20 protein-coding genes, 2 tRNA genes, 1 other RNA gene and 2 pseudogenes are annotated in these 19,695 nt (G+C 61.5%); 12 read left to right on the top strand and 13 right to left on the bottom strand.

Annotated features, from left to right (window positions below):
* Positions 1-76 precede the first annotated feature (76 nt).
* From WDJ60_RS11515 to WDJ60_RS11500, 4 genes are all read left to right on the top strand, one after another.
* Positions 77-160 (top strand) — tRNA-Leu (locus WDJ60_RS11515).
* Positions 161-459: 299 nt separating this feature from the next.
* Positions 460-642: a hypothetical protein gene (locus WDJ60_RS11510; RefSeq protein WP_340100586.1), complete on the top strand. Its 183-nt coding sequence runs from the start codon at positions 460-462 to the stop codon at positions 640-642.
* A gap of 110 nt (positions 643-752) precedes the next feature.
* Positions 753-1,586 carry an inositol monophosphatase family protein gene (locus tag WDJ60_RS11505; RefSeq protein WP_340100585.1) on the top strand — a complete coding sequence of 278 codons (834 nt, stop codon included), beginning with the start codon at positions 753-755 and terminating at the stop codon, positions 1,584-1,586.
* A 94-nt stretch (positions 1,587-1,680) separates the two neighbouring features.
* On the top strand, positions 1,681-2,829 hold the full coding sequence (locus WDJ60_RS11500) for a DUF63 family protein (RefSeq protein WP_340100584.1): 1,149 nt from the start codon (positions 1,681-1,683) through the stop codon (positions 2,827-2,829).
* Here WDJ60_RS11500 and WDJ60_RS11495 read toward each other — a convergent pair.
* The 4 genes from WDJ60_RS11495 to WDJ60_RS11480 all read right to left on the bottom strand — a co-directional run bounded on the left by WDJ60_RS11495 (position 2,826) and on the right by WDJ60_RS11480 (position 7,241).
* Positions 2,826-2,987 (bottom strand): hypothetical protein, encoded by a 162-nt coding sequence (locus tag WDJ60_RS11495; protein WP_340100582.1) that lies wholly within the window; start codon positions 2,985-2,987, stop codon positions 2,826-2,828. The two genes, WDJ60_RS11500 and WDJ60_RS11495, sit on opposite strands and share 4 nt — an antisense overlap.
* A 127-nt stretch (positions 2,988-3,114) precedes the next feature.
* Positions 3,115-4,815, bottom strand: a complete 1,701-nt coding sequence (locus tag WDJ60_RS11490) for a YcaO-like family protein (RefSeq protein WP_340100579.1) — start codon at positions 4,813-4,815, stop codon at positions 3,115-3,117.
* A gap of 51 nt (positions 4,816-4,866) precedes the next feature.
* The gene (tbsP, locus tag WDJ60_RS11485; protein ID WP_417750454.1) at positions 4,867-5,682 is read right to left on the bottom strand and encodes a transcriptional regulator TbsP; all 816 of its coding nucleotides are present in this window, start codon (positions 5,680-5,682) and stop codon (positions 4,867-4,869) included.
* Between the two features lie 254 nt (positions 5,683-5,936).
* Positions 5,937-7,241, bottom strand: coding sequence for an RNA-guided endonuclease InsQ/TnpB family protein (locus tag WDJ60_RS11480; RefSeq protein WP_340100576.1), 1,305 nt, complete (start codon positions 7,239-7,241; stop codon positions 5,937-5,939).
* 44 nt (positions 7,242-7,285) lie between these two features.
* Between WDJ60_RS11480 and tnpA the strand changes: the two genes are divergently transcribed.
* Entirely contained in the window at positions 7,286-7,693 is a 408-nt protein-coding gene (tnpA, locus tag WDJ60_RS11475) for an IS200/IS605 family transposase (protein WP_340100574.1), read from the top strand.
* Positions 7,694-7,744: 51 nt separating this feature from the next.
* Here tnpA and WDJ60_RS11470 read toward each other — a convergent pair whose 3' ends face one another.
* On the bottom strand, positions 7,745-8,725 hold the full coding sequence (locus tag WDJ60_RS11470; RefSeq protein ID WP_340100573.1) for a transcription initiation factor IIB: 981 nt from the start codon (positions 8,723-8,725) through the stop codon (positions 7,745-7,747).
* A 163-nt stretch (positions 8,726-8,888) separates the two neighbouring features.
* On the opposite strand from WDJ60_RS11470, the gene gatC reads away from it, so the two are divergent.
* Positions 8,889-9,167, top strand: coding sequence for an Asp-tRNA(Asn)/Glu-tRNA(Gln) amidotransferase subunit GatC (gatC, locus tag WDJ60_RS11465; RefSeq protein WP_340100572.1), 279 nt, complete (start codon positions 8,889-8,891; stop codon positions 9,165-9,167).
* On the top strand, positions 9,164-10,450 hold the full coding sequence (gene gatA, locus WDJ60_RS11460) for an Asp-tRNA(Asn)/Glu-tRNA(Gln) amidotransferase subunit GatA (protein WP_340100571.1): 1,287 nt from the start codon (positions 9,164-9,166) through the stop codon (positions 10,448-10,450). The genes gatC and gatA overlap by 4 nt, the downstream gene beginning before the upstream one ends.
* Positions 10,451-10,613: 163 nt before the next feature.
* Here the strand turns inward: gatA and WDJ60_RS11455 are convergent, their stop codons facing one another.
* Both WDJ60_RS11455 and WDJ60_RS11450 read right to left on the bottom strand, forming a co-directional pair.
* On the bottom strand, positions 10,614-11,729 hold the full coding sequence (locus tag WDJ60_RS11455) for a glycosyltransferase (RefSeq protein ID WP_340100570.1): 1,116 nt from the start codon (positions 11,727-11,729) through the stop codon (positions 10,614-10,616).
* A gap of 26 nt (positions 11,730-11,755) precedes the next feature.
* The gene (locus WDJ60_RS11450) at positions 11,756-12,832 is read right to left on the bottom strand and encodes a glycosyltransferase family 4 protein (RefSeq protein WP_340100569.1); all 1,077 of its coding nucleotides are present in this window, start codon (positions 12,830-12,832) and stop codon (positions 11,756-11,758) included.
* Between the two features lie 86 nt (positions 12,833-12,918).
* On the opposite strand from WDJ60_RS11450, the gene WDJ60_RS11445 reads away from it, so the two are divergent.
* The 3 genes from WDJ60_RS11445 (at position 12,919) to WDJ60_RS11435 (ending at position 14,632) form a co-directional block, all read left to right on the top strand.
* Positions 12,919-13,197, top strand: a complete 279-nt coding sequence (locus WDJ60_RS11445; RefSeq protein WP_340100568.1) for a ribonuclease P protein component 4 — start codon at positions 12,919-12,921, stop codon at positions 13,195-13,197.
* A gap of 299 nt (positions 13,198-13,496) precedes the next feature.
* Positions 13,497-13,745 (top strand): YhbY family RNA-binding protein, encoded by a 249-nt coding sequence (locus tag WDJ60_RS11440; protein ID WP_340100567.1) that lies wholly within the window; start codon positions 13,497-13,499, stop codon positions 13,743-13,745.
* Entirely contained in the window at positions 13,745-14,632 is an 888-nt protein-coding gene (locus WDJ60_RS11435) for a mechanosensitive ion channel family protein (protein WP_340100730.1), read from the top strand. The genes WDJ60_RS11440 and WDJ60_RS11435 overlap by 1 nt, the downstream gene beginning before the upstream one ends.
* 1,227 nt (positions 14,633-15,859) lie before the next feature.
* On the opposite strand, the gene ffs is transcribed toward WDJ60_RS11435, so the two are convergent.
* Both ffs and WDJ60_RS11425 read right to left on the bottom strand, forming a co-directional pair.
* Positions 15,860-16,174: signal recognition particle sRNA (gene ffs, locus WDJ60_RS11430), an RNA gene on the bottom strand.
* A 57-nt stretch (positions 16,175-16,231) separates the two neighbouring features.
* On the bottom strand, positions 16,232-16,621 hold the full coding sequence (locus WDJ60_RS11425; RefSeq protein WP_340100566.1) for a DUF7548 family protein: 390 nt from the start codon (positions 16,619-16,621) through the stop codon (positions 16,232-16,234).
* A gap of 157 nt (positions 16,622-16,778) precedes the next feature.
* On the opposite strand from WDJ60_RS11425, the gene WDJ60_RS11420 reads away from it, so the two are divergent.
* Positions 16,779-17,114 (top strand): DUF5798 family protein, encoded by a 336-nt coding sequence (locus tag WDJ60_RS11420; RefSeq protein ID WP_340100565.1) that lies wholly within the window; start codon positions 16,779-16,781, stop codon positions 17,112-17,114.
* 15 nt (positions 17,115-17,129) lie between these two features.
* On the opposite strand, the gene WDJ60_RS11415 is transcribed toward WDJ60_RS11420, so the two are convergent.
* The gene (locus tag WDJ60_RS11415) at positions 17,130-17,537 is read right to left on the bottom strand and encodes a CoA-binding protein (RefSeq protein ID WP_340100564.1); all 408 of its coding nucleotides are present in this window, start codon (positions 17,535-17,537) and stop codon (positions 17,130-17,132) included.
* A gap of 39 nt (positions 17,538-17,576) precedes the next feature.
* Complete coding sequence (locus WDJ60_RS11410; protein WP_340100563.1) at positions 17,577-18,203, bottom strand: RAD55 family ATPase; 627 nt, start codon at positions 18,201-18,203, stop codon at positions 17,577-17,579.
* Positions 18,204-18,349: 146 nt separating this feature from the next.
* Between WDJ60_RS11410 and WDJ60_RS11405 the strand changes: the two genes are divergently transcribed.
* A tRNA-Arg gene (locus WDJ60_RS11405) sits at positions 18,350-18,424 on the top strand.
* A gap of 108 nt (positions 18,425-18,532) precedes the next feature.
* Here the strand turns inward: WDJ60_RS11405 and WDJ60_RS11400 are convergent.
* Together WDJ60_RS11400 and WDJ60_RS11395 are read right to left on the bottom strand one after the other, a co-directional pair.
* A pseudogene (locus WDJ60_RS11400) lies at positions 18,533-19,468 on the bottom strand (IS630 family transposase).
* A gap of 101 nt (positions 19,469-19,569) precedes the next feature.
* Positions 19,570-19,695: pseudogene (locus tag WDJ60_RS11395) on the bottom strand (IS701 family transposase); the annotation flags it as partial.

Genomic DNA, 19,695 nt, shown 5'->3' with positions numbered 1-19,695 from the left:
CTCGTCTCGGACGAGCGTGATGCGTACAATCTTTATATCGGACGCACGGAGTGGCGAGTGCACTCCCACAGCGCGTGCGAGGGTAGCCAAGCCTGGAAACGGCGGCGGACTCAAGATCCGCTCCCGTAGGGGTCCAAGGGTTCAAATCCCTTCCCTCGCACTCTCCGACCCGAGCAAACGCGAGGGTCGTGAGGTGCACGCGGAAGGGTTTGAACGACAGGGCGGCGCTGCCGACCGGGTTGTTCAAATCCCTTCCCTCGCACTGTTGGCCACTGCGGCCCCTCGCAATACAGTGCGTGGAAGTCCGCAACGGAGCGGTCTTCCCTCGCAATTTCCGATGGTAACCTCTTCCTGAGGGTGTGGTAACGCTCCCCATTAATATCATGAATAATCATTATACTTATTACCACCCAACCCATCTGGACGTATAGAATCTTCATGATTCCTCATGGAGGTTCGGTGCCATCCGAGAGTCCGGATGGCGAGAGAGTACCCATGTACGAGCACTTCACCGACGCCGAGAACACAGGAGCGCCCCTCGTGCCGATGTTCGAGGAACCAGACCAAGTGGTTACCGACGGTGGCAGCCAGTGGCCCACAGCGTACGAGGAGGTAGTGCTGAGTCACCGACTCAGCGAGTGAGAGACGCTCGAAAGAGGCGGTCAATTTTCGTACAGTGCTTGCGAGTCCAGAAGCCAGTTGTCTTCCCCGGAAGCGATGATGCTAACTACCCACGCACACCAGCAGGTAGTATGACAGACGCGACTCGTCGGGCGGCACTGGCAGAGCGTGCGGCCCGGGCCGGCGGAGTGGTCGCACGCGAAACCTTCCGCGAGGACCTGCTCGTCGAGACCAAATCGAACAAGAACGACGTGGTCACCGAGGCAGACCGGGACGCTCAGCATCAGGTCGTCTCCACCATCCGCAACGAGTTCCCGACGGACACGCTCGTCTGCGAGGAAGACGCGACGCCGCCGGGCGAGAACGTCGATCTCCAGAAATCCGTCCCCGAGTCGGGCCGGGCCTGGATTGTCGACCCCATCGACGGGACGGCGAACTACGTTCGGGGCATCCGCTTCTGGGGAACCAGCGTCGCCGCCGTCGTCGACGGCAACCCCGTCGGCGTCGCAACCTACCTCCCCTCGGAAGGTGACCTCTACGCCGCTGGACCGGAGAGTGTTACCTGCAACGGCTCCCTGATGAGTGTCAGCGAGCGGACCGATACAGAGACGTTCGCCGTCGGTCTCATCGGCTGGTGGCCAACGAAGGGCGGGGACGCCTACGCCTCGCTCTTCCGGGCCGCCGCCGACCGCTTCGGCGACCTCCGTCGACTGGGCTGTCTGCAGGGTGTCCTCGCGCTGGTCGCGAGCGGCGGCCTCGACGCGGCATTCATGCCAGAACGGCCCCACCCGTGGGACGCCGTCAGCGGGGTCCATCTCATCCGGCGGGCCGGCGGGACGGCGACGGACATCCACGGCGAACGCTGGCACCACGACAGCGAGGGACTCGTCGTCTCGAACGGCGAGGCCCACGATATCGTCCTCGATGCAGTTCGGGAGGGGACGAGTATCGAGGCTGCGGACTGACGGCGGACCGACAGCGGAGCGACGGCGGGTTGTGCGTGTACGGACGGCGCACTGGACCGGAATTTTAACCACCGCTGACCCCGGCGTGAGCTATATGGACGTACTGGACGAGTACGGTATCAGTCCCGAGCAGGCGTGGCTCGCGACGTTCGTGACGAGCATCGTCGCGCTCGCGGGGGGTGCTGTGGTCTTCACTGAGCAGGTTTACTACGGCTTCATCTGGCGATACTTCTGGGGGCCGGTCGCTGCCGACGCCGAAGGGGCACAGTGTGCAGCGTATCTCAGAGACAGCGGCGAGGTCGTGTTCAACCCCGCCGCCGGTTGCGCCGCCGTCGAGAACGCCTACGTCGCCGAACCCGGCTACACGACGGTCTCGACTGTCGGGTACATGGTCGTGCTCGTCTTCATGCTCTGGGGCCTCTACATGCTCCTCCAGCGATTCGACCTCCGACCGTACAGGGACTTTTTCCTCTCGCTCGTGCCGTTCATGCTCTTTGGCGGCGCGCTCCGGGTTGTTGAGGATTCGTTCGTGGCCGCCCAGCGTGCAGGCGCTGACCCCGCCGTCGGCTTCCCCGCCTCTGGCGCGCTCATCAGTCCCTTCATCTACTTTACGGTCTTTTTCGTCACGCTGGCCGCCTTCCTCCTCGCGCAGTGGCTCCAGTGGAACGATTACACCGACACCTACACCTACCCGCTCGGAGCGATTGGTGCCGGCACCTTCCTGCTCACCGCGGGGTATCTCACGATGCTCTCTTTCACCAGAGATTACGTCGGGTGGTACCCGCTCGTGACGATCACGACAGTCGGCCTGGCGACGCTGCTCGCGGTCGGTGCGTACTACGGGCTCGGCCGATACGCGCCCGAAGTCAACGCCGGCACTGGGACGATGGGTCTGGTCGTCGTCTGGGGCCACGCTATCGACGGCGTGGCCAACGTCATCGCCTCGGACTGGACGGCCGCCTTCGGCATCCCTGGCGAGGGGTACTCCGCGAAACACGTCGTCAACAGAATCATTATCGACGTAACCAACGCCGTCCAGCCAGCGTGGCTGACCGATATGATCGGCGATTCCTGGACCTTCCTCGCCGTGAAACTCGTCGTCGCCGTGCTCATCCTCTCGGTGTTCGACGAGCAGTTCTTCGACGAGAGTCCGCGCTATGCGGTGCTGTTACTGATGGCGATTCTGGCAGTTGGACTGGGACCAGGGACCCGCGACATGATTCGCGTCACCCTGGCTATCTAGAACGTCTCGACGTTCTCCAGGGCTGCTTCGGGATAGTGACGCGTCCCGCACTCCGGGCACTCGGCGACGGTGATCCCGCTCGCCCCCGCTGTCGCAACTGTCGTTCTGGCCAGGTCGTGGCCACAGGCTGTACACGGAAGGTCGAACTCTGAAACCATGGCAACTCCGAGGTGGCGAGGAAACGGCGACCGGCCCCCTCGTGAGAATTGTGAACGCGTACCATTATAAAATCGTATGAAATCACACGTTCAGGTCAGAGAGCAGATAGAACGCCTCCTCCGGTGATCAGGGGAACGGGTGGTGGTCGCGGTCCAGCCGGGGTTCGAAGCCCATGTCCGAGGGGACCGTCTCGGCGCGCTCGCCGAAGTAGCTCTGGCCGAAAAAGAGCGGTTGTGCCTGCGGGACGAGGACGCGGACGGCCTCGAAACCAAGGTGGGCCACGTCGCGAGTCGTCGTCCGGACGCCATACGCATCGAGGTCGGCCGAGTCGAGGCGGTCCAACACCGCATCGAGTTCGTCTCGACCCTCGGGCACCTCGTCGGGACCGACACTTTCGGCCGGAATTTCGCCATCGGCGTCGACGTACTCCCGAACTGCCGGCGGGAAGTCAGCGTAGCGACCGATTTCGCCGCTCGCCCCGGCAGCATCTTCGGGCCCCATCCCGCGCAGTTCCATCCAGTTCTGGAGCGCCTCAGCGAGCGCAGACTGCGCGGCCGCAGTAACGTCGAGGTCCGCCCCAGACCCCGCGGCGAACCCGGGCCACTCCTCGCGGTGGACCGCTGCCACGACGACCGGCACGTCCACGTCCTGTGTCACCAGCAGCGTCGAGACGTCCAGCCCTTCCGAGTCGGCGCGCCGTCGGAGCGTCTCGACCCCCTCGTCTTCGATCGCGAGTGCCAGCGGGTCGAACGTCGAGTACCACGACAGCATCGTCGCATCGCGTTCGATAACCTCGTAGAGGCCCGCCAGCAGCGCCTCGGTCCCGGAATTGCCCAGTCCCAACCCCGTCGTCACTGGCGGCCGGTACTGGCGGGACGGCGGCGGGTAGTGGACGAACTCCGCCGGGAGCGGGACCGACTCCCCGGTCGACAGGTCCTCGCCGACGACCCACGGAATGTCGGCGGTCGGGTCCGGGTCGGCCTGGCAGACGAACGCAGCGGGGTCGACGGCATTCTGAATCCCGTTCGGAGCGGCCGATTTGAACTCGTCCATGTGGTAGACGCCGGCGCAGTAGCGTTCGAGCGCCTCTCCAAGTGCCTTCATGAACGCGGCGTCCCACCCGGCGTCGACGCCGGCGGCGTCACGGGCCGCGCTGACGTCGCTGAATCCGGCGGTGTCACAGCTGTGAGCCAGATAGTACGGGACCGGGAACGACTCCGCCTCGCCGATCTCCTGCACGATACCGAGCTGGTCGTCGACGGCCCGCTCGGCGCGGCCGAGCGCGTCGTCGAGACGCCGGTCGACGTACCCGTGGTCGAGCGAGCGACTGCGCCCGGTGTCACACGCGCAGTTCGGGAGCGGGAGAAACTCGCGGCAGGCGTGGGGTATCTCGACGACTTCCCCGAACAGCTCACCGTCACCGGCCAGGTATCGAGCAGCCTCGCGGCCACCGACAGCCCCAGCAAAGCGGGCTGTGTGGGCCGGCGGTGCGGCAGCAGGCTCGGCCTGTGGGTCCAGGTTCGAACTGACGCGCCCGCTCAGACACTCGTAGCAGGCCGTCTCGGGGCCAAAGCCCGTGACGGCGGCGTCGACAACCGGGAACCCACCCACGCCGCCGAGTTCGACGGCAATCCAGTGGGCGGCGGCGTCGAGTGCATGCTGGTTCGCGCGTTCGAAAACCGTCTCACCGGCCTGCCCGACGACGACCGTCAGGTCGTGGTCCGGGAGCTCGGCAACATCGACTGTCGCGGTGTCGACGTCCACGTCCCCGAGCGCCGCCTCGACGGCCGCGACGGCAGGACCGGACCCGACGATACCTACTGACATAGCTGTCCGCACGGCGGGCGGGGGCAAAAATACTGGCGTCTCCGGTGCCGTTCAGGCCAGCATCTCCTGGGCGATGCCCGCCAGTTCGTCCGCGTCGGCGTCTTCGAGACGCTGGGAACCCAACAACAGTCGGAGGCGCGGCCGACCAACGTCGATTGGGACCTTTTCGGTGGCAACCAGACCCTGCTCTTCGAGACGAGTTTTCGTCCGTGAAAACGTTGCCTTGCTGGCGACGCCCACATCCTCACCCCACTTGCTGATGTCGTAGAGGAGCTCACCATTTTTCGCAGCGACGAGCAGACTGATAGTCACCTCGTCAAGTCCGTCGCCGTCACCCCGAGCGGTCTCCAGTGACTCGAGAATCGCTTCGAAGTCCGCAGCAGCCTGTGGTCCAAGATCTTCCTCTAGGGTATCCATGACCCGAGAGCGTGGCGGTGTCCGAAGCGTGAACTCCGGTGCGTCGGCCCACCGCTCGTCGTAGTCGTCGTACGCCGCCTCGACGAACGACTCGTCGGTCGCGGCCAACCCAGCGGCCTGGTCTCGGCTTTCGACCAGCGAGACCAGCGACTCACCCGAGAGAACGAGCGAACTGTTTGGGACGTCTTGCAGTGTCCTGACAGACAGCACGCCCGACTCGATGAGGTCGGCGACCGCACTCGCAATCAAAAAGTCGTCCATCAGGTCTTTAAGCGGCTCCCGTGCCGCAAATAACCGGACATGAGTCGGGTCAGAAAGCTCACCGATAACAGAGACGAGGCTACTAATCGCATCGTGTGATGGATTTACGATGATTACATTCCCATCAGCCCCAGAAAGAGCATCGTATAACACGTCACCAACAGAATCTTCTAAGACATTCGAGTGAATCATTCTGGTTACCATCTATGCTGTTTTTGGTATTTAATTTTACTGGCCCCTGTTATGAAATCTGAGAACAGAGGGGCCAACCGTACCGCGACTCGACCCAGGCGCTGAACAGATGTCGCAGAGAGGTGACCGATCAGAAACAACCTCGGGTAACAGCCCGAACGACTACGCGATAGCTGGGACTGGTGAAATCCGCAAAAAACACGGCAGGTAAACAACCTCGGGCGCGGTGGCCCGAGGCTTTTGTAGTTCCCTCAGCCGTGCGCTAGCACTCCCTGCTCGGCAAGCGAGCGGGATGAGATTGGGCGGCTTACACGCCCCGACCCGGACAGACGCACCAACCGAACCTGCGGTTGGGTTTTGTGAGTCCGGTAATTCGATTCGTTACCGTCAAGTTTCGCCTTCTCACGCCACGCGATGTTCACCGACGCGTTCCGGTCGGCGTGGTCTTGCACCACGTCACACTCGTAGTTCGTACAGCGGAACCGCCGTCCCTGCCGACTTCCACGTTCACCACAGCACGAACACGTCTTCGAGTTGTAGTACGCATCCACCGTATCTGTCGGAATCTCTCGCCACATCGCCTTGTACGAGACGAATGTCTCGAACTTGTGGAACGGCAGTTTGTGCAATCGGCGGTTCATATACGACCCGTACTGCATTTGCTCGCGGATACCCTCCATATCCTCGAACACGATGACCGGGTTCGGGAACTGTTCCGCAAACTCCACGACTGCACGGGAAAGCCGATGCAACACCCACTCGGTGAATCGCTCTTCTTTGTCACCGAGTTTCCGGTGGATGCTCGTCTTGCCGTGTTCCTGACAGCGTTTCGTGATAGTGTGGTAGCGTTGGCGTTCCTGCTTGACTCGTCCGTAGTCAAGGACGAGCGTGCCCTTCGTCCGCGTCGTCTCGCGGTCGAGGGCGGTGAGAGCGACGTTGCGCTCGTTGATGTCCACACCGACAAGCGTGTCGCTGGTGTAGAGGTCGGGCACGTCGAGCTCGCGTGTGACCGTGACGTGTAGGTAGTACACGCCATCGCGGTACAGGAGTTCGGCCTGCCCCACATCCACCTCATCCGACGTGAGGGCGTCTCGAAGTTCGTCCATCGCGTCTGGGTCACCCCGAAGGTGGCCTGTTACCTTCTTGTAGGGTTTTGGGCTGATGCGGAACTGGACGCGGTCTGTGTCGTCGTCCACGGTGAGGCGGTAGCCTTCCGTGTGCGCCATCACGAGCGGGTACGCACCGTTCTTGTCCGTACTCGGTGGCGTCGGCTTACCGCCATCAGGGCCGTCTTGATTCTCCCACCACTCTTTGAGCGACTGATAGGAGTCCCACGTTTGGAGGGCTTTGCCGACGACCGCACACTTGTTGTTCCGCAAGAAGTCGTCGCGGTCAACCTCCTGCTGTATCTCGGTGCGCGTGTATCCCTGCTGTTTGAGGCGGATGGTTTGGTTGAAGATCTCGCGTGACGCGAGGCGGGCGTCGTGAAGCCACGACCGCTCACCAGACGCGACGTGAAGGCGCGTCTGAATCGTTTTCGTGGCTTCTTCACCCATACATTGACAATCGTTACATACTATCATAAATGTAGGGATTCGGGATGGAGGAGTATCGCAGTCATGCACATTCGGTTAGTTCCTGCAAGTATCATTTCGTCTGGTGTCCCAAGTATCGCCACCCGGTTCTCAACGTGGTTGAAGACGATGTGCGGGGGTTGTTTGGTGAGACTGCTGACCACTTTGGGCACGAGATTCTCGCGTTGGAGATCGCGGATGACCACGTTCACCTGTTCGTGCAGACAGACCCGAAGCACAGTCCAGCCGACCTCGCCCGGCAGTTCAAGTCGTACTCGGGAAAGCACTTGCTGGAGCGGTACCCTGAGATTCGGGAGTCGTATTTCTGGGGTGGTGGGTTCTGGAAGGTCGGGTACTACGTGGGAACGACGGGTGCAGTATCGGAAGAGGTGGTTGAGCGGTATCTCGAAGAGACGGAACACGCGCCGGAGTGACGCGCTTCACCCCCGCCCACGGTGGGGCGGGGAACTCGCGCTACTTTTCGTTTAGAGTCCAGGGACGCTGTCCTCGGCTTCGAGCAGTTCGTGGTAGCGGTTTCGGATGGTCACTTCCGAGATGTTAGCGACCTCCGACACCTCGCTCTGGGTGACCTTGTCGTTGGTCAGCAGCGAGGCGGCATAGACGGCCGCAGCGGCGAGGCCAACGGGGGACTTGCCCGAGTGGACGCCTTTTTGTTTTGCGTTCTGGAGGAGCTGGCGGGCACGTCGCTCGACTTCCTCGGTGAGGTCCAGGTCCGAGGCAAAGCGGGGAACGTAGCTCTCGGGGTCGGCAGGCTGGATTTCGAGATTTAGTTCGCGGACGACGTAGCGGTAGGTCCGGGCGATTTCGTCTTTCTCGACCCGGGAGACGGTCGCGATCTCGTCCAGTGAGCGGGGGGTCCCTGCCTGGCGGGCAGCGGCGTACAGCGACGACGTGGCGACGCCCTCGATGGAGCGACCAGGGAGGAGGTCCTCGTCGAGAGCACGCCGGTAGATGACACTGGCGGTCTCCCGGACGTTCTCGGGGAGGCCGAGTGCGGAGGCCATCCGGTCGATTTCGCCCAGTGCCTGCTTGAGGTTGCGCTCCTTGGAGTCGCGGGTCCGGAAGCGCTCGTTCCACGTCCGGAGCCGCTGCATCTTCTCGCGCTGTCGGCTGGAGAGGGCGTTACCGTAGGCGTCTTTGTCCTGCCAGCCGATGTTCGTCGACAGCCCCTTGTCGTGCATCATGTTCGTCGTCGGCGCGCCGACCCGACTCTTCTCGTCTTTCTCCTTGGAGTCGAACGCACGCCACTCCGGACCAGGGTCGATTTCGTCCTCTTCGACGACTAGGCCACACTCCTTACAGACCGTCTCGCCGTGTTCACTGTCCGACGCGAGGTTGCCGCCACACTCTGGACAGACTAGCTCCTCGTCGGCTGTCTGTTCGTCTTCTTCTTCCTCTTCTCGTTCGCGCTCGCGCGTGTAGCGTCTCGTGGTGGTATCGGTCATTTTGAACTGAGTTACGGGATGGTACCCGAAGAACGCCTGATTGCGTACTTTTGTTGGGTACCGAGCAACTTAAATTCTTTGGCTGTTTAGCCCGCGAGAGCGCGTTTCTCGCCGATTTTCGGGTATCGAAACCCTTACCGACCGGCCAGTCCATCCCACTTTTATGAGCGACCCCGCCGTCGACCCCGACGAAGTCGGTCACGTCGCCGACCTCGCGCGGGTAGACCTGACCGAGGAGGAACGCGAAGAGTTCGCCGAGCAGTTCGCGGACATCCTGGCGTACTTCGAGACGCTCGACGAGGTGCCGGAAATCGAGCGTGAACCGGAGCTGACCAACGTCATGCGGCCCGACGAAACCAGAGAGAGCCTCAGCCAGAAAGAGGCGCTCCAGAACGCCGAGGAAACCGAAGACGGCTACTTCAAGGGACCAAAGGTATCATGAGCACGGACTACAACGGCTACGTCACCGAAGAAGAGATCTCCGGCAGCGACGACGGACCGCTCGCCGGCAAGACGGTGGCCGTCAAGGACAACATCTCCACGAAAGGCGTCCGGACCACCTGTGGCTCCGCGATGCTCGACGATTACGTCCCTCCGTACGATGCCACTGTCGTCCGGCGGCTCAAAGCCTCGGGGGCGACCATCCCTGGCAAGACCAACATGGACGAGTTCGGGATGGGGACGACGACCGAAACCTCGGCGTTCGGCGCGACCGAGAATCCCGCTGCCGACGGCCACGTCCCGGGTGGGTCCTCCGGTGGCTCTGCCGCCGTCGTGGCCGCCGGTGACGCCGACCTGGCGCTGGGCACCGACACCGGCGGTTCCGTTCGCTGTCCCGCCGCCTTCTGTGGCGTCGTCGGTATCAAACCCACCTACGGGCTCGTCTCGCGATACGGCCTGATCGCCTACGCCAACTCGCTGGAACAGATTGGCCCACTCGCACCGACTGTCGAAGAGGCCGCAGAACTGCTCGAAGTCATCGCTGGCCCGGACGAGAACGACGCGACGACGAGAGACGCGACAGAAGTAGGAACGGACTACAACTTCGCCGCCGCCGCGGACGGCGATGTCGAGGGGCTCTCCATCGGCATTCCCACAGAGCTGGTCGAGGGGGCCGACGATGAGGTCGTCGAGACGTTCTGGGACGCCATCGACGAACTCGAAGCACAGGGCGCAAGCTACCACGAAGTAGAGTTACCGAGCGTCGAACACGCAGTCGAGGCCTACTACGTCATCGCGATGAGCGAAGCCTCCTCGAATCTCGCGCGCTTCGACGGCGTCCGCTACGGAACCAGCGGGGGCTACGAGGGCAACTGGAACGAATCCTTCGCGAAGGCACGCGAAGAAGGGTTCGGCCCAGAGGTCAAGCGTCGTATCCTGCTGGGGACGTACGCACTCTCTGCGGGCTATCAGGACAAATACTACAAGAAAGCACAGGACGCTCGCGCCTGGGTCAAGCAGGACTTCGACGAGGCGCTCTCGGAGGCGGACGTGCTCGCCTCGCCGACGATGCCCATCCCACCGTTCGAACGCGGCGAGAGCCTCGACGACCCGCTGAAGATGTACCTGGCCGACGCCAACACGACGCCGGTCAACCTCGCCAACCTGCCGGCAATCTCCGTTCCCGCTGGCGAGACAAGCGACGGACTGCCGGTCGGATTACAGCTGGTCGGGCCTGCGTTCGGCGAAAAGACGATTATCCGGGCCGGCAGTGCGCTGGCGTAGCACCGCGAACGACCGACGGGAGTGAGCGCCTTTTTGCCCCAGATTTTTGCCGGGAGTGGTGCGGGAGCAAAGCGACCGCACCCGACCGGGAAAAAGGTGGAAGCGCGATGATCCGAGCCGGCAGTGCGCTGGCGTAGCACCGCCAACGACCAATAGCTGATTCTTACGCGTCGTCGAGAACGCGGTCGTAGACCGATTCGAGTCGGTCGACAGCGTGTTCGGCGCTCGTCCGCTCGCGGCGGTCGAGACAGTGTCCGCGCAGTCGGTCGCGCTCGTCGAGCGTGCGTTCGATAGCGGCCCGAAATGCTGCCACGTCGTCTGCCGGCGCTTTGTAGCCGTTCTCGCCGTCGGTGAGGGTATCGGCAAGGGCACCCGCGTCGACGCCCGCGACCGGCGTGCCACAGGCGTTTGCCTCCAGTGCGACCAGCCCCTGCGTCTCGACGGGGCTCGGGAACGCGAAGATATCCAGTGACGCGTAAAACGAGGGCAAGTCCTCGCGGTCGAGAAAGCCCAGAAAGCGAGCGTCCACGTCGGCCTCGGCCGCGGCCGCTTCGAGGTCCTCGCGGGCCGGCCCGTCACCGCCGAACACGAGTGTTACGTCGCGGTCGAGCCCGTCGACGGCTGCGACGACGTTGTGCAGTCGTTTCTCGTAGCCGTGACGGCCGGTGTAGCCCACAAGCGGCCCGTCAGGCAGGTCGAAGCGCTCCCGGAAATTACCAGCTTCAGGCGTGAAAAAGTCGGTGTCGACCCCGTTCGGAACGACCTCGATGTCCGCCGAGACGCCGACGTTCTCGCGGACGTGTCGGGCGGTTTTCGGGCTCGGGACGACGACGACAGCAGACCGGTTCAGAAAGGCCCGTTCGTATGTCGTTGCCGACCGCCGGATCACCTTCTCGATAGTCCCGTTGACAGAGAGATACTCCGCGTACTCCGCCGAGGGAGTGTGATACGAGGTTACCAGCGGTGCATCGAGCTCTCGGGCCAGCCGACAGCCGCCGATTCCGATGCCGAAGGGGGTGTGCGAGTGGACAACGTCGACGCGCTGGATAGCGTCGGGAACCTGCGGGAGGCCCACGCGAAAGCCGTCGTAGAACGGAAACGGGAGACTTCCGACCGGGTGCTCACCGGTTCCGGCGTCGTACTCGCTGTTCGGGTAGACGATGTCCATCCGCCCGCCGCGACGTTCCCAGCGGTCGCGCCATGTCTTGACTGTGTAGGTCACCCCATTGACCGTCGGCAGGTACGTATCAGTGAACGCAGCCACCCGCGGCAGTGTCATCCGATAGGGTGTCGTTCATCACACCTCTAATCAGTTGTGACTCGCTCTGGCTCTCCCGCGAGGACGGCGTTGTACACTCCCGCGAGTTCCTCGGCGACCCGTTCGATGCTGTGCTCGCGGGCCGTCGCCCGGGCATTGCGTCCCAGACGCTCTCGCAACGCCGGATTCGCTGCCAGTCTGTCCAGTGCCTCACGGAACTCCTCGAAGTTCGAACAGAGCAGACAGTCCTCGCCGTCGGTGTAGAACTCCCGGAACACCGGGATGTCCCTGAGAACGACGGCCTTTCCGCAGGCCATCGCCTCCAGCACCGCGATGCCTTGGTTTTCTGCTTTCGTGGGAAAGAGGTAGACGTCGCCGGCACCGTACGCACCGCGGATGTCGTCGACCCAGCCGGTGAAGGTGACGTTCTCCGGGGGGTCGCCCGTCCACTTGCGAACGGTGGTGGAGGCCTGCGGACCGGTGTCGTAGGGCCCGAACCACGCGAAGTCGTAGTCGGTCGCCTCGGCGAGTTCACAGAACGTGGTCAGTCCTTTGCGCTCGAAGACGTTGCCGACAGCGAAGACAGTCATTCCGTCAAGGTCGAACCGCTCGCGGTACTCTCCGCGGAGCGCGTCGAAGCCATCGAGGGCATCGATGTCGACGCCGTTGGTGACCGGTTTGATCGGTGCGTCGACGGGATACGCTTCGAGCACGCCCTTCGTGTACTCGCTGGGACAGAGCACGAGGTCGGCCTGCGAGTAGAACCACCGAAGGTAGTATCCGAGTGGTTCTGCGAGGTAGTTCGACCCGCGGAAGCTCTCGGCGAAATCCTCGCGAGTGACGTGCGAATGGAGGACGAGCGGCACGTCTTCCCGCGCGGCACGGCGGGCAACGGCGATGCTACCGGGGCCGATCATATTGCAGTGGGCGAGGTCAAATTCCTGAAAGAAGCGCCCGTCTGCGGCGTAGTTCACCGCAGCCCAGGCGAGATGGTCGTCCTGCCACGGTGACCTGAGCACGTCGACGTTCGTCATGTCGAGTGCCTGCCGCTGGTGATTCACGGAAGTCCCGATGCCGCTCCGGTCGAGACGGTCCTCGAGTTCGAGGTAGTGCAGGACGCGCACGGACGGAGAGAGCGCGGGGGGTAGCAAAATCCTGACGGTGCCGAGCGAACGCAAGCTATACCCGCGACGAGGGCCGAAAATCGGCCGTGAGTATCTCAGCGGAACGCATCGATCGGTTACACGAACTGGCCCGCGAGGCGGCGAATGCGGGCCACGAAGAGCGTGCACGGCAGTACGTCCGTCGGGCCCGTCGTCTCGCCGAGCGCAACCGGATTCGACTCCCTCGTGAGTTCACTCGGTTCACGTGCGACCACTGTGATACCTACCTCCGCCCCGGCAAGAACGCCCGAGTTCGACTCCAGAACGGTCACGTCGTCGTGACCTGTGACTGCGGCCACCAGGCGCGATACCCGTATCACGACTGACCACCTCTTTTGAGACAGCCCGATATCGGTTTCAATAATTGTACGTTTAGATGGTAGCAGGATTAATCGTTAACTTTAATAAGCAATCCTCTAACAGTGGTAACGAGCCCGTGAGCGTGATGCGGTGACGTGGACCGACCCGTGGTGGGGTGGGACGCACGGGCTGTCGAGGAGTGACGCGACCTGAGGAGGTTGCGCCCGGCATGGCACCCAGACACACCTGTCGGTTGCTTTTGAGCTCTCTGCAGCCACTCCAAGAGGCGGCTTTTAAACCTACGGGAGCCAAATGAACGCAGCATATGAGCGACGCGACCCGCGCACAGCGGATACACGACCTCGACGTGACGGTCTGGGTGGGCAAGAACGGTATCGACGTAGTGACCGACGAACTCGATAACCAGCTCGGCGACCGCGAGTTCGTCAAGATCAAATTTCACCGAGCTGCCCGAGGCGGGACCGACGCCGAAACGCTTGCGGCCGAGCTAGCGGAAAGAGTCAGTGCGACTGTCGTCCAGACCCGTGGACACACGGCGGTGCTAGAGCGATGATGCCGCTCCAGGCTAACACCTGGATTGCGGAACAACTCGCGGGTTTCGACATTCCGGCCGCCAATGCAGTCGGGTCGGCAGTGACGTTCGTCATCGCGTTCGTCGCACTCTATCTCGGCAGCAAGATATTCGTCCTGCCTCTCGTGCGCCGGTTCCTCGGCCGGCGTGACCTCGACGAGCACGCAAAGCGGCCACTACTCAAGCTAACCAGCATCGTGCTTATTTTCGTCGCTATCGCGTTGGCGTTTAGGTTCGCCGGGTTCGGGAACATCCTCACCGCGATCGCGACTGTCGGTGCGGCAGCGACGCTGGCTATCGGCTTCGCGATGCAGGATGTGATAGCGAATTTCGTCGCCGGCATCTTCATCTACACCGACAAACCGTTCCGCATCGGCGACTGGATTGAGTGGGACGGCAACTCCGGCGTCGTCGAGGACATCAGCCTCCGCGTAACGCGAGTTCGGACATTCGACAACGAACTGCTGACGGTCCCGAACTCCCAGCTCACCGACGGCGTCATCAAGAACCCGGTCGCCAAGGATACGCTCCGTCTGAAGTTCGTCTTCGGCATCGGCTATGACGACGACATCGACAACGCGACCGAAATCATCATCGAAGAAGCCGAAAAGCACCCCGAAATTCTCGAGGACCCTGCGCCGTCAGTGCGTCTTATCGAGCTCGGAGACTCCTCGGTCGGTCTCCAGTCACGGATCTGGATTTCCCAACCCTCGCGTGCGGACTTCGTGAAGACCCGCGCCGAGTATGTCAAGGCGGTCAAAGAGCGGTTCGATGCGGAGGACATCAACATCCCCTACCCGAACCGGACCATCGGCGGCGGCCTCGAACTGGAGAACATCCAGGGACTGGCTGAACCGGCCGACGACTAACTACCACTTTTTGTTTCGTCGGGTCTCGCATCGCGGCTACGCCGCGAGCGGACCACCCCTTACAAAAACATGGGGAAAAAGGCTGCTCGCGGCCGGTCGGCCGCTCGCAGGTGCTATTCTAGCCCCAACCGCCACTGCACAGCAGCCCTGCCCTTCCCCGGCTCGGCTGACAAGACAGCCTCGTGGCCGAGGTTGGTGTCAGGCCACCCTCTCGCAGCCGCATCGTACCAGTTTCCGAAACAATCATTCGGAGAAGTGTGGCCGTCCTTTCGAGATAGATAGCAGACCGGCCGATACAGCCGTAATAACCACCCACAGGTGCTCTGTAGCCGCTTCAGCGAGCGCGCTTCTACCGGAACATAAGGACTCGTCCCACCCGCGGTAATCCCTATCAAATTAACATATATCTATACTATCTCGGTCCTAATTTCTAGGTTCCTGCGAGCGTGCGGGGACATACTGGACGCCCACGGGCTAGATGGGCTGTTGGCGTTCGCGTCAGTAGTCGAGACGGTCCGGGGTAGGGGCCGCAACCGAAGACCGATAACACGGCACCGAGGACACGGCTCCGAAGGAGAAGCGAACCGGTCCATCGCTCGGCCACCATGGTAGTCGGGTACCAAAGCCAACTACCGGAGTACCCGTAAGGGGGCTTCGGGAACATCGACGGTAACGCCAGTGTCACGCTGGCTGAAGCCTGTCCATGTGGCAACGCCCGTGAAAGTCGGGCTAACGCTCTGTGCGGACGGTGCTTTGCACCGTTTACACAATCTTAGAGGGGGACTCCCCTCTGTGGGCAAACGCCGATGGAAATCCGGCTAAAGCCGGGGCAGGTAAGCGCCGGTGAGAGCCCGGCTAACGCTGTCGCTGGCCATACGGACCGGGGAAAACGTCTCCCGTCCAGGTCCTATCCGTCGCCTGCAGGTTTCTCGATATTTTACTCACACAGCGGTTCATGTGGCTCAGATTCCCCCATTCCTTCAGAAAGATACACCCGTCAGTCGTGGCCGTAAGCGCGTGTCAAGTGCGAATGCACGAGACCGCGCGAACCGGGGAAGGGCAGGGCTTGCGGTGCGGTGGTGGTTGCGGGAGGGGTTAAAATAGCACCCGCGAGCGCTCTACCGAGCGCGAGCAGCCTTTTTCACTATGTTTTTTCGCCGAGGGTCCAGGTGCGCGCTCGGAGAGCGCGCACGGAGACCTGACGGCGAAAAAAGTAGTCAAGTATGAATGCGGACAACCGGGGTGGCCCGGCGTTCGGGCGTGGGTAGTCCCGCGTGCCTCCTCCACCCCGCGACCCGGCGAGCGACAGCTGTCCGAGGGTGCGCTGCTCGCTTCCGCGCCTGACGCGGTACCCTCGATTAACCACGCGGGTCCACCCCTGCAGGTGGTTCCGCGCGGACCGCCGTCCCCGACGGACGAGGCTTCTCTGTTGGCTTGCGGGGCCCACGTCCGTCTGACCGGACGCCCCCGGCGTTCGGTCCTCCCTCAAGACCATAGTGGGAGCGGGTGGAGCGGGGCCTAACCGCCCGACCTAGTCCACTCTCAGATAACGCGCTTCCGCATAAGGGCCTTTCGGAACCGATGGCCAGCGGTGTGGCATCAGAAAATCCGAAGCGCACGCGCGTACCACAGTGACCCGAGCGGGACGAGTACCGCAACAGCGGGCAACACCCACCGATGGTGCTGCCATATGGTAATGGTATCGACACGCGTCGTCATCGCCCACGCCAGCAGCAGTGCGACGATGAACAGCCCAAATACCAATCCGGCACCGGCGGCCAGCTCTGGGTCAGTGCGGTCCTCACGACCCGCCGCGAGAACGATTATCGTCACGAGCGCCAGGAGCCCAGTGACCAGGGGGCTGACGACACCGGAACTGTAGTAGAGACCTACGGCACCATCGGCGGCCACGTACGGATAAATCAGCGCTGCGATAACGCCGAGACAGCCGACGATGCCGACCAGCGGTGCAGCACGCACGCCATCCATATGGAGATTTCCGACCGGGGAGGTGTTAAAAGACGCGGGGTGGAGCCACTCACTGAGACCCGGTTCACTGAGCGCCGACAACCGAGTCGGATACCCCCATCGTGAGTCCAGCATGCCGACCACAACACCCACGTGCCTACCCCCATTAGGCGCGGATATGGGACTTGGCGGAACTGCAAAGAAGCTACAGACGGTGATGGACTCGGCAGAGAAGCTCTACGCGAAGATGAACGAGATTATCGGCGAACTCAAAGATCTCCAACAGGAGGTCGAAGATACCAGCGGACAGGTCGACCACCTCGAGCGTGACCTGGCCGAACAGCGCGCGCTCGTTGAAGCACTCGCAGCAAAGGAGGGTATCGATATCGAAGCAGTGCTCGAAGACGCCGATCTGCCACCAGAACCTGTCAAAGAAGACGCCGAAGAGAGTGAATCAGCCGAAGCCGCGGCCGGGACAGACGTACCAGTCGCTAACGAGTCGAGCGACAAGTAACGAACTACCGGCCGGTCAGACCAGCCGCTGGTGTTCAACCTTGATACATTTATCCTGAACAACACGCTTGCCGGCCGATTCTGCGCGGGCAGCAGCCTCGTCGTGTCGGATTCCGAGCTGGAGCCAGATGGCACCGGCATCCTCCCGTTCGAGGACCGCATCGACGATATCGGATGCTTCCTCACTCGGACGGAACACGTCGACGAGGTCGATGTCCTCCTCGACGTCGGCAAGCGAGTCGTAGGCCTCCCGACCGAAGATTTCGTCAGCGAAGGGGTTGACCGGGATTACGTTGTACCCGTGGTCGATGAGATATTTCGGAATGTCGTGGGCTGCTTTCCCGGGCGTGGTCGAACACCCCACGACGGCAATAGTGTCGAGGGTGAGTATCTCGCGGAGTTCGGCGTCGCTCTCGATTGGCATACAAAGTCCAACGGTGGGCACGATCAAAAAGATGTGGCGTCAGGGCGTTGCACTGGTCTCGGGCAACTGAACGGTCAACTCCCGCTGGTCGTCGACTTCGACGATGCCGTCAAAGAGCTGTTTCATTGTGTTCATCGCCTCGGCATCGTGTGCCGTCGACTCGATGACGTGGATACCCAGTGCATCGGCGTCCTCGATGCGACTAGTGAACACGTGCATGAACCGAAAGACCGTCTGTAAATCTGAATACATCAGCAGTGTCGACAGCGAGTCCATCAGAATACGGTTCTGCTGGACGCCACGCTCAGTGTAGAACTCCTCGACGAACTCGGAGAATTTGATACCGATACCGGTCATGTCGACCGGGGACGACGCGTACTTGACCAGTTCTGTGTCCGAGGCAGAGCGACCCTGGTGTTGAGTGACGCAGTCGACGATGCCGATATCGGCGTCTGCAGGGTCGACGAGTCGCGTTCGGAAATCCGAGATGACGCGGTCTGAACTGTCCCGGGTCGTCACAATGACAGACCCCTCACCGTTGGCCGCACCGTGAGCGAGAATATCCATTGCGAGCCGGCGCTTACCAGTCAGTGGAGGTCCTGAAATGAGGATGTTCGTTCCAGGGCTGACCGATCTACTTCCAATTTCCTGACCCAAATCATACATAGAGAGTAGCCATGGACTGCCCGGTAAGCGGGCGTGTTTGTACGCAGTACGTATCGCTCCCAATATAAATGATTTGTCGTCCCGACAGAAAATACTGCGACGGGAATCGGGGAGTTTTTATTTCGACACCGGCAACTCGGTATCGCGGGCGCTTAGCTCAGCTTGGACAGAGCACTTGGCTTCGGACCAAGATGCCGCGGGTTCAAATCCTGCAGCGCCCATAGTGAATTTACCTCCCGAACCCACGAATTACAGCCCCTAATTCCGACGTTTGGGTCTGCCCTGTTGCAATGCGTTTGCTTTCGTTCAATGGGTAACTATAGTATCGATCAGAGATAGTTACTCACTTTTGGAATGGAGAGTTGGTCGAGAGCGGTATCGACCGCGGTGGTCAGCTTGTCGAGGAAGTCAAAGAAGAAGTTGCTTAGAGCCGCTTGAAGCGGTCTCCAGCACTCTTCGGCCGGATTCAACTCTGGCGAATACGATGGGAGTGTGACGAAGGTGAGGTCGTCACGGGCCGCCAGGTCAGTGACGGCCAACGCCTGGAGATATGGCACCCCATCTAGGACGACAATCAAGTCATCTTCGAATTCTTGGCATAATGCTAAAATGAAATGTTTCGTACACTCGGCGGTGACGGACTCTTTGAATCGCGAGAAAAAGCGATCACCGAGGATGGTGATCGCGCCCAACAGATACGTCCAGTCGCGTTGCCCAGAGAGTTTGACGGATGGCCGCGTGCCACGCGGCACGTGGCTCGACTTGCACGGATTTCTTGGTCTGATCGATACAGACTACGGTGGCGTCCATTTCCCGCCGCTTTTTTTGAGTTCGTGTTGAAACTCTTCTTGCTCGTCCTCGTCGGCTTCGGCGGCTGAACGGCGCGGTTTCTGATAGCTCAATCCCGCCTCTTTCAGCAGCCGCCGACAACTCGGGATTGAGTACTCGACGCCATACGTTTCTTCGAGAAATTCTTGGGCAAGCGCCGGCGTCCACGCCGGCGCGTCGATCCCGACCTCGTTGGGTGGTTCGTGAACGGTCTTTTCAAATTCTTTTTGCTGTGATTCTGAGAGCTTTCGCTTCCTTCCTGTTCGTTTATCGTCGGAAACAGCTTGCTCAAGCGACTCGTCGGTGTCGAGTCGCTTGAGCCAACTGTAGATTGTCCGCCGCTGAACGTCGTACCACTCGGCTAGCTCGGTCTGCGTCACACCGTTCTTGTACGCGATAGCCGCTAAGAGCCGTTGTGTCGGCTTCTTTCCGTCCACGTTGTCGAGAGTGTCTTGCAATTCCTCGACAGAAATTTCGTCGAGATGATTCACTACCTCTTGCAAAAGATTTCTGAGTGGAAAATTCTAACGATTATTACTCAGCTTTGAACGTTAGTGTCGGCTGTTGAGTGAACGAAAAGATGGTCGATCTCTTGCATAAGGTCATCGACGCCACGATCATCGTTGTCTCGAACCCACGAGAGAAGGTTGTACACGGCTTCTTT

It is taken from the genome of Salinibaculum salinum, assembly GCF_037645885.1.
GTDB classification, from domain to species: Archaea; Halobacteriota; Halobacteria; order Halobacteriales; family Haloarculaceae; genus Salinibaculum; species Salinibaculum salinum.
The sequence above is the reverse complement of the archived record's forward strand: the minus strand, read 5'-3'. Positions and strand labels throughout refer to the sequence as shown.

Coding starts and splice junctions, on each gene's coding strand:
- WDJ60_RS11470 (WP_340100573.1), bottom strand. CDS start 8,725: ATGACCGATACCACCACGAGACGCTACACGCGCGAGCGCGAACGAGAA.
- WDJ60_RS11425 (WP_340100566.1), bottom strand. CDS start 16,621: ATGGATGGCGTGCGTGCTGCACCGCTGGTCGGCATCGTCGGCTGTCTC.
- WDJ60_RS11490 (WP_340100579.1), bottom strand. CDS start 4,815: ATGTCAGTAGGTATCGTCGGGTCCGGTCCTGCCGTCGCGGCCGTCGAG.
- WDJ60_RS11420 (WP_340100565.1), top strand. CDS start 16,779: ATGGGACTTGGCGGAACTGCAAAGAAGCTACAGACGGTGATGGACTCG.
- WDJ60_RS11495 (WP_340100582.1), bottom strand. CDS start 2,987: ATGGTTTCAGAGTTCGACCTTCCGTGTACAGCCTGTGGCCACGACCTG.
- WDJ60_RS11505 (WP_340100585.1), top strand. CDS start 753: ATGACAGACGCGACTCGTCGGGCGGCACTGGCAGAGCGTGCGGCCCGG.
- WDJ60_RS11440 (WP_340100567.1), top strand. CDS start 13,497: ATGAGCGACGCGACCCGCGCACAGCGGATACACGACCTCGACGTGACG.
- WDJ60_RS11480 (WP_340100576.1), bottom strand. CDS start 7,241: ATGGGTGAAGAAGCCACGAAAACGATTCAGACGCGCCTTCACGTCGCG.
- gatA (WP_340100571.1), top strand. CDS start 9,164: ATGAGCACGGACTACAACGGCTACGTCACCGAAGAAGAGATCTCCGGC.
- WDJ60_RS11415 (WP_340100564.1), bottom strand. CDS start 17,537: ATGCCAATCGAGAGCGACGCCGAACTCCGCGAGATACTCACCCTCGAC.
- WDJ60_RS11455 (WP_340100570.1), bottom strand. CDS start 11,729: ATGACACTGCCGCGGGTGGCTGCGTTCACTGATACGTACCTGCCGACG.
- WDJ60_RS11500 (WP_340100584.1), top strand. CDS start 1,681: ATGGACGTACTGGACGAGTACGGTATCAGTCCCGAGCAGGCGTGGCTC.
- tnpA (WP_340100574.1), top strand. CDS start 7,286: ATGGAGGAGTATCGCAGTCATGCACATTCGGTTAGTTCCTGCAAGTAT.
- WDJ60_RS11410 (WP_340100563.1), bottom strand. CDS start 18,203: ATGTATGATTTGGGTCAGGAAATTGGAAGTAGATCGGTCAGCCCTGGA.
- WDJ60_RS11435 (WP_340100730.1), top strand. CDS start 13,745: ATGCCGCTCCAGGCTAACACCTGGATTGCGGAACAACTCGCGGGTTTC.
- gatC (WP_340100572.1), top strand. CDS start 8,889: ATGAGCGACCCCGCCGTCGACCCCGACGAAGTCGGTCACGTCGCCGAC.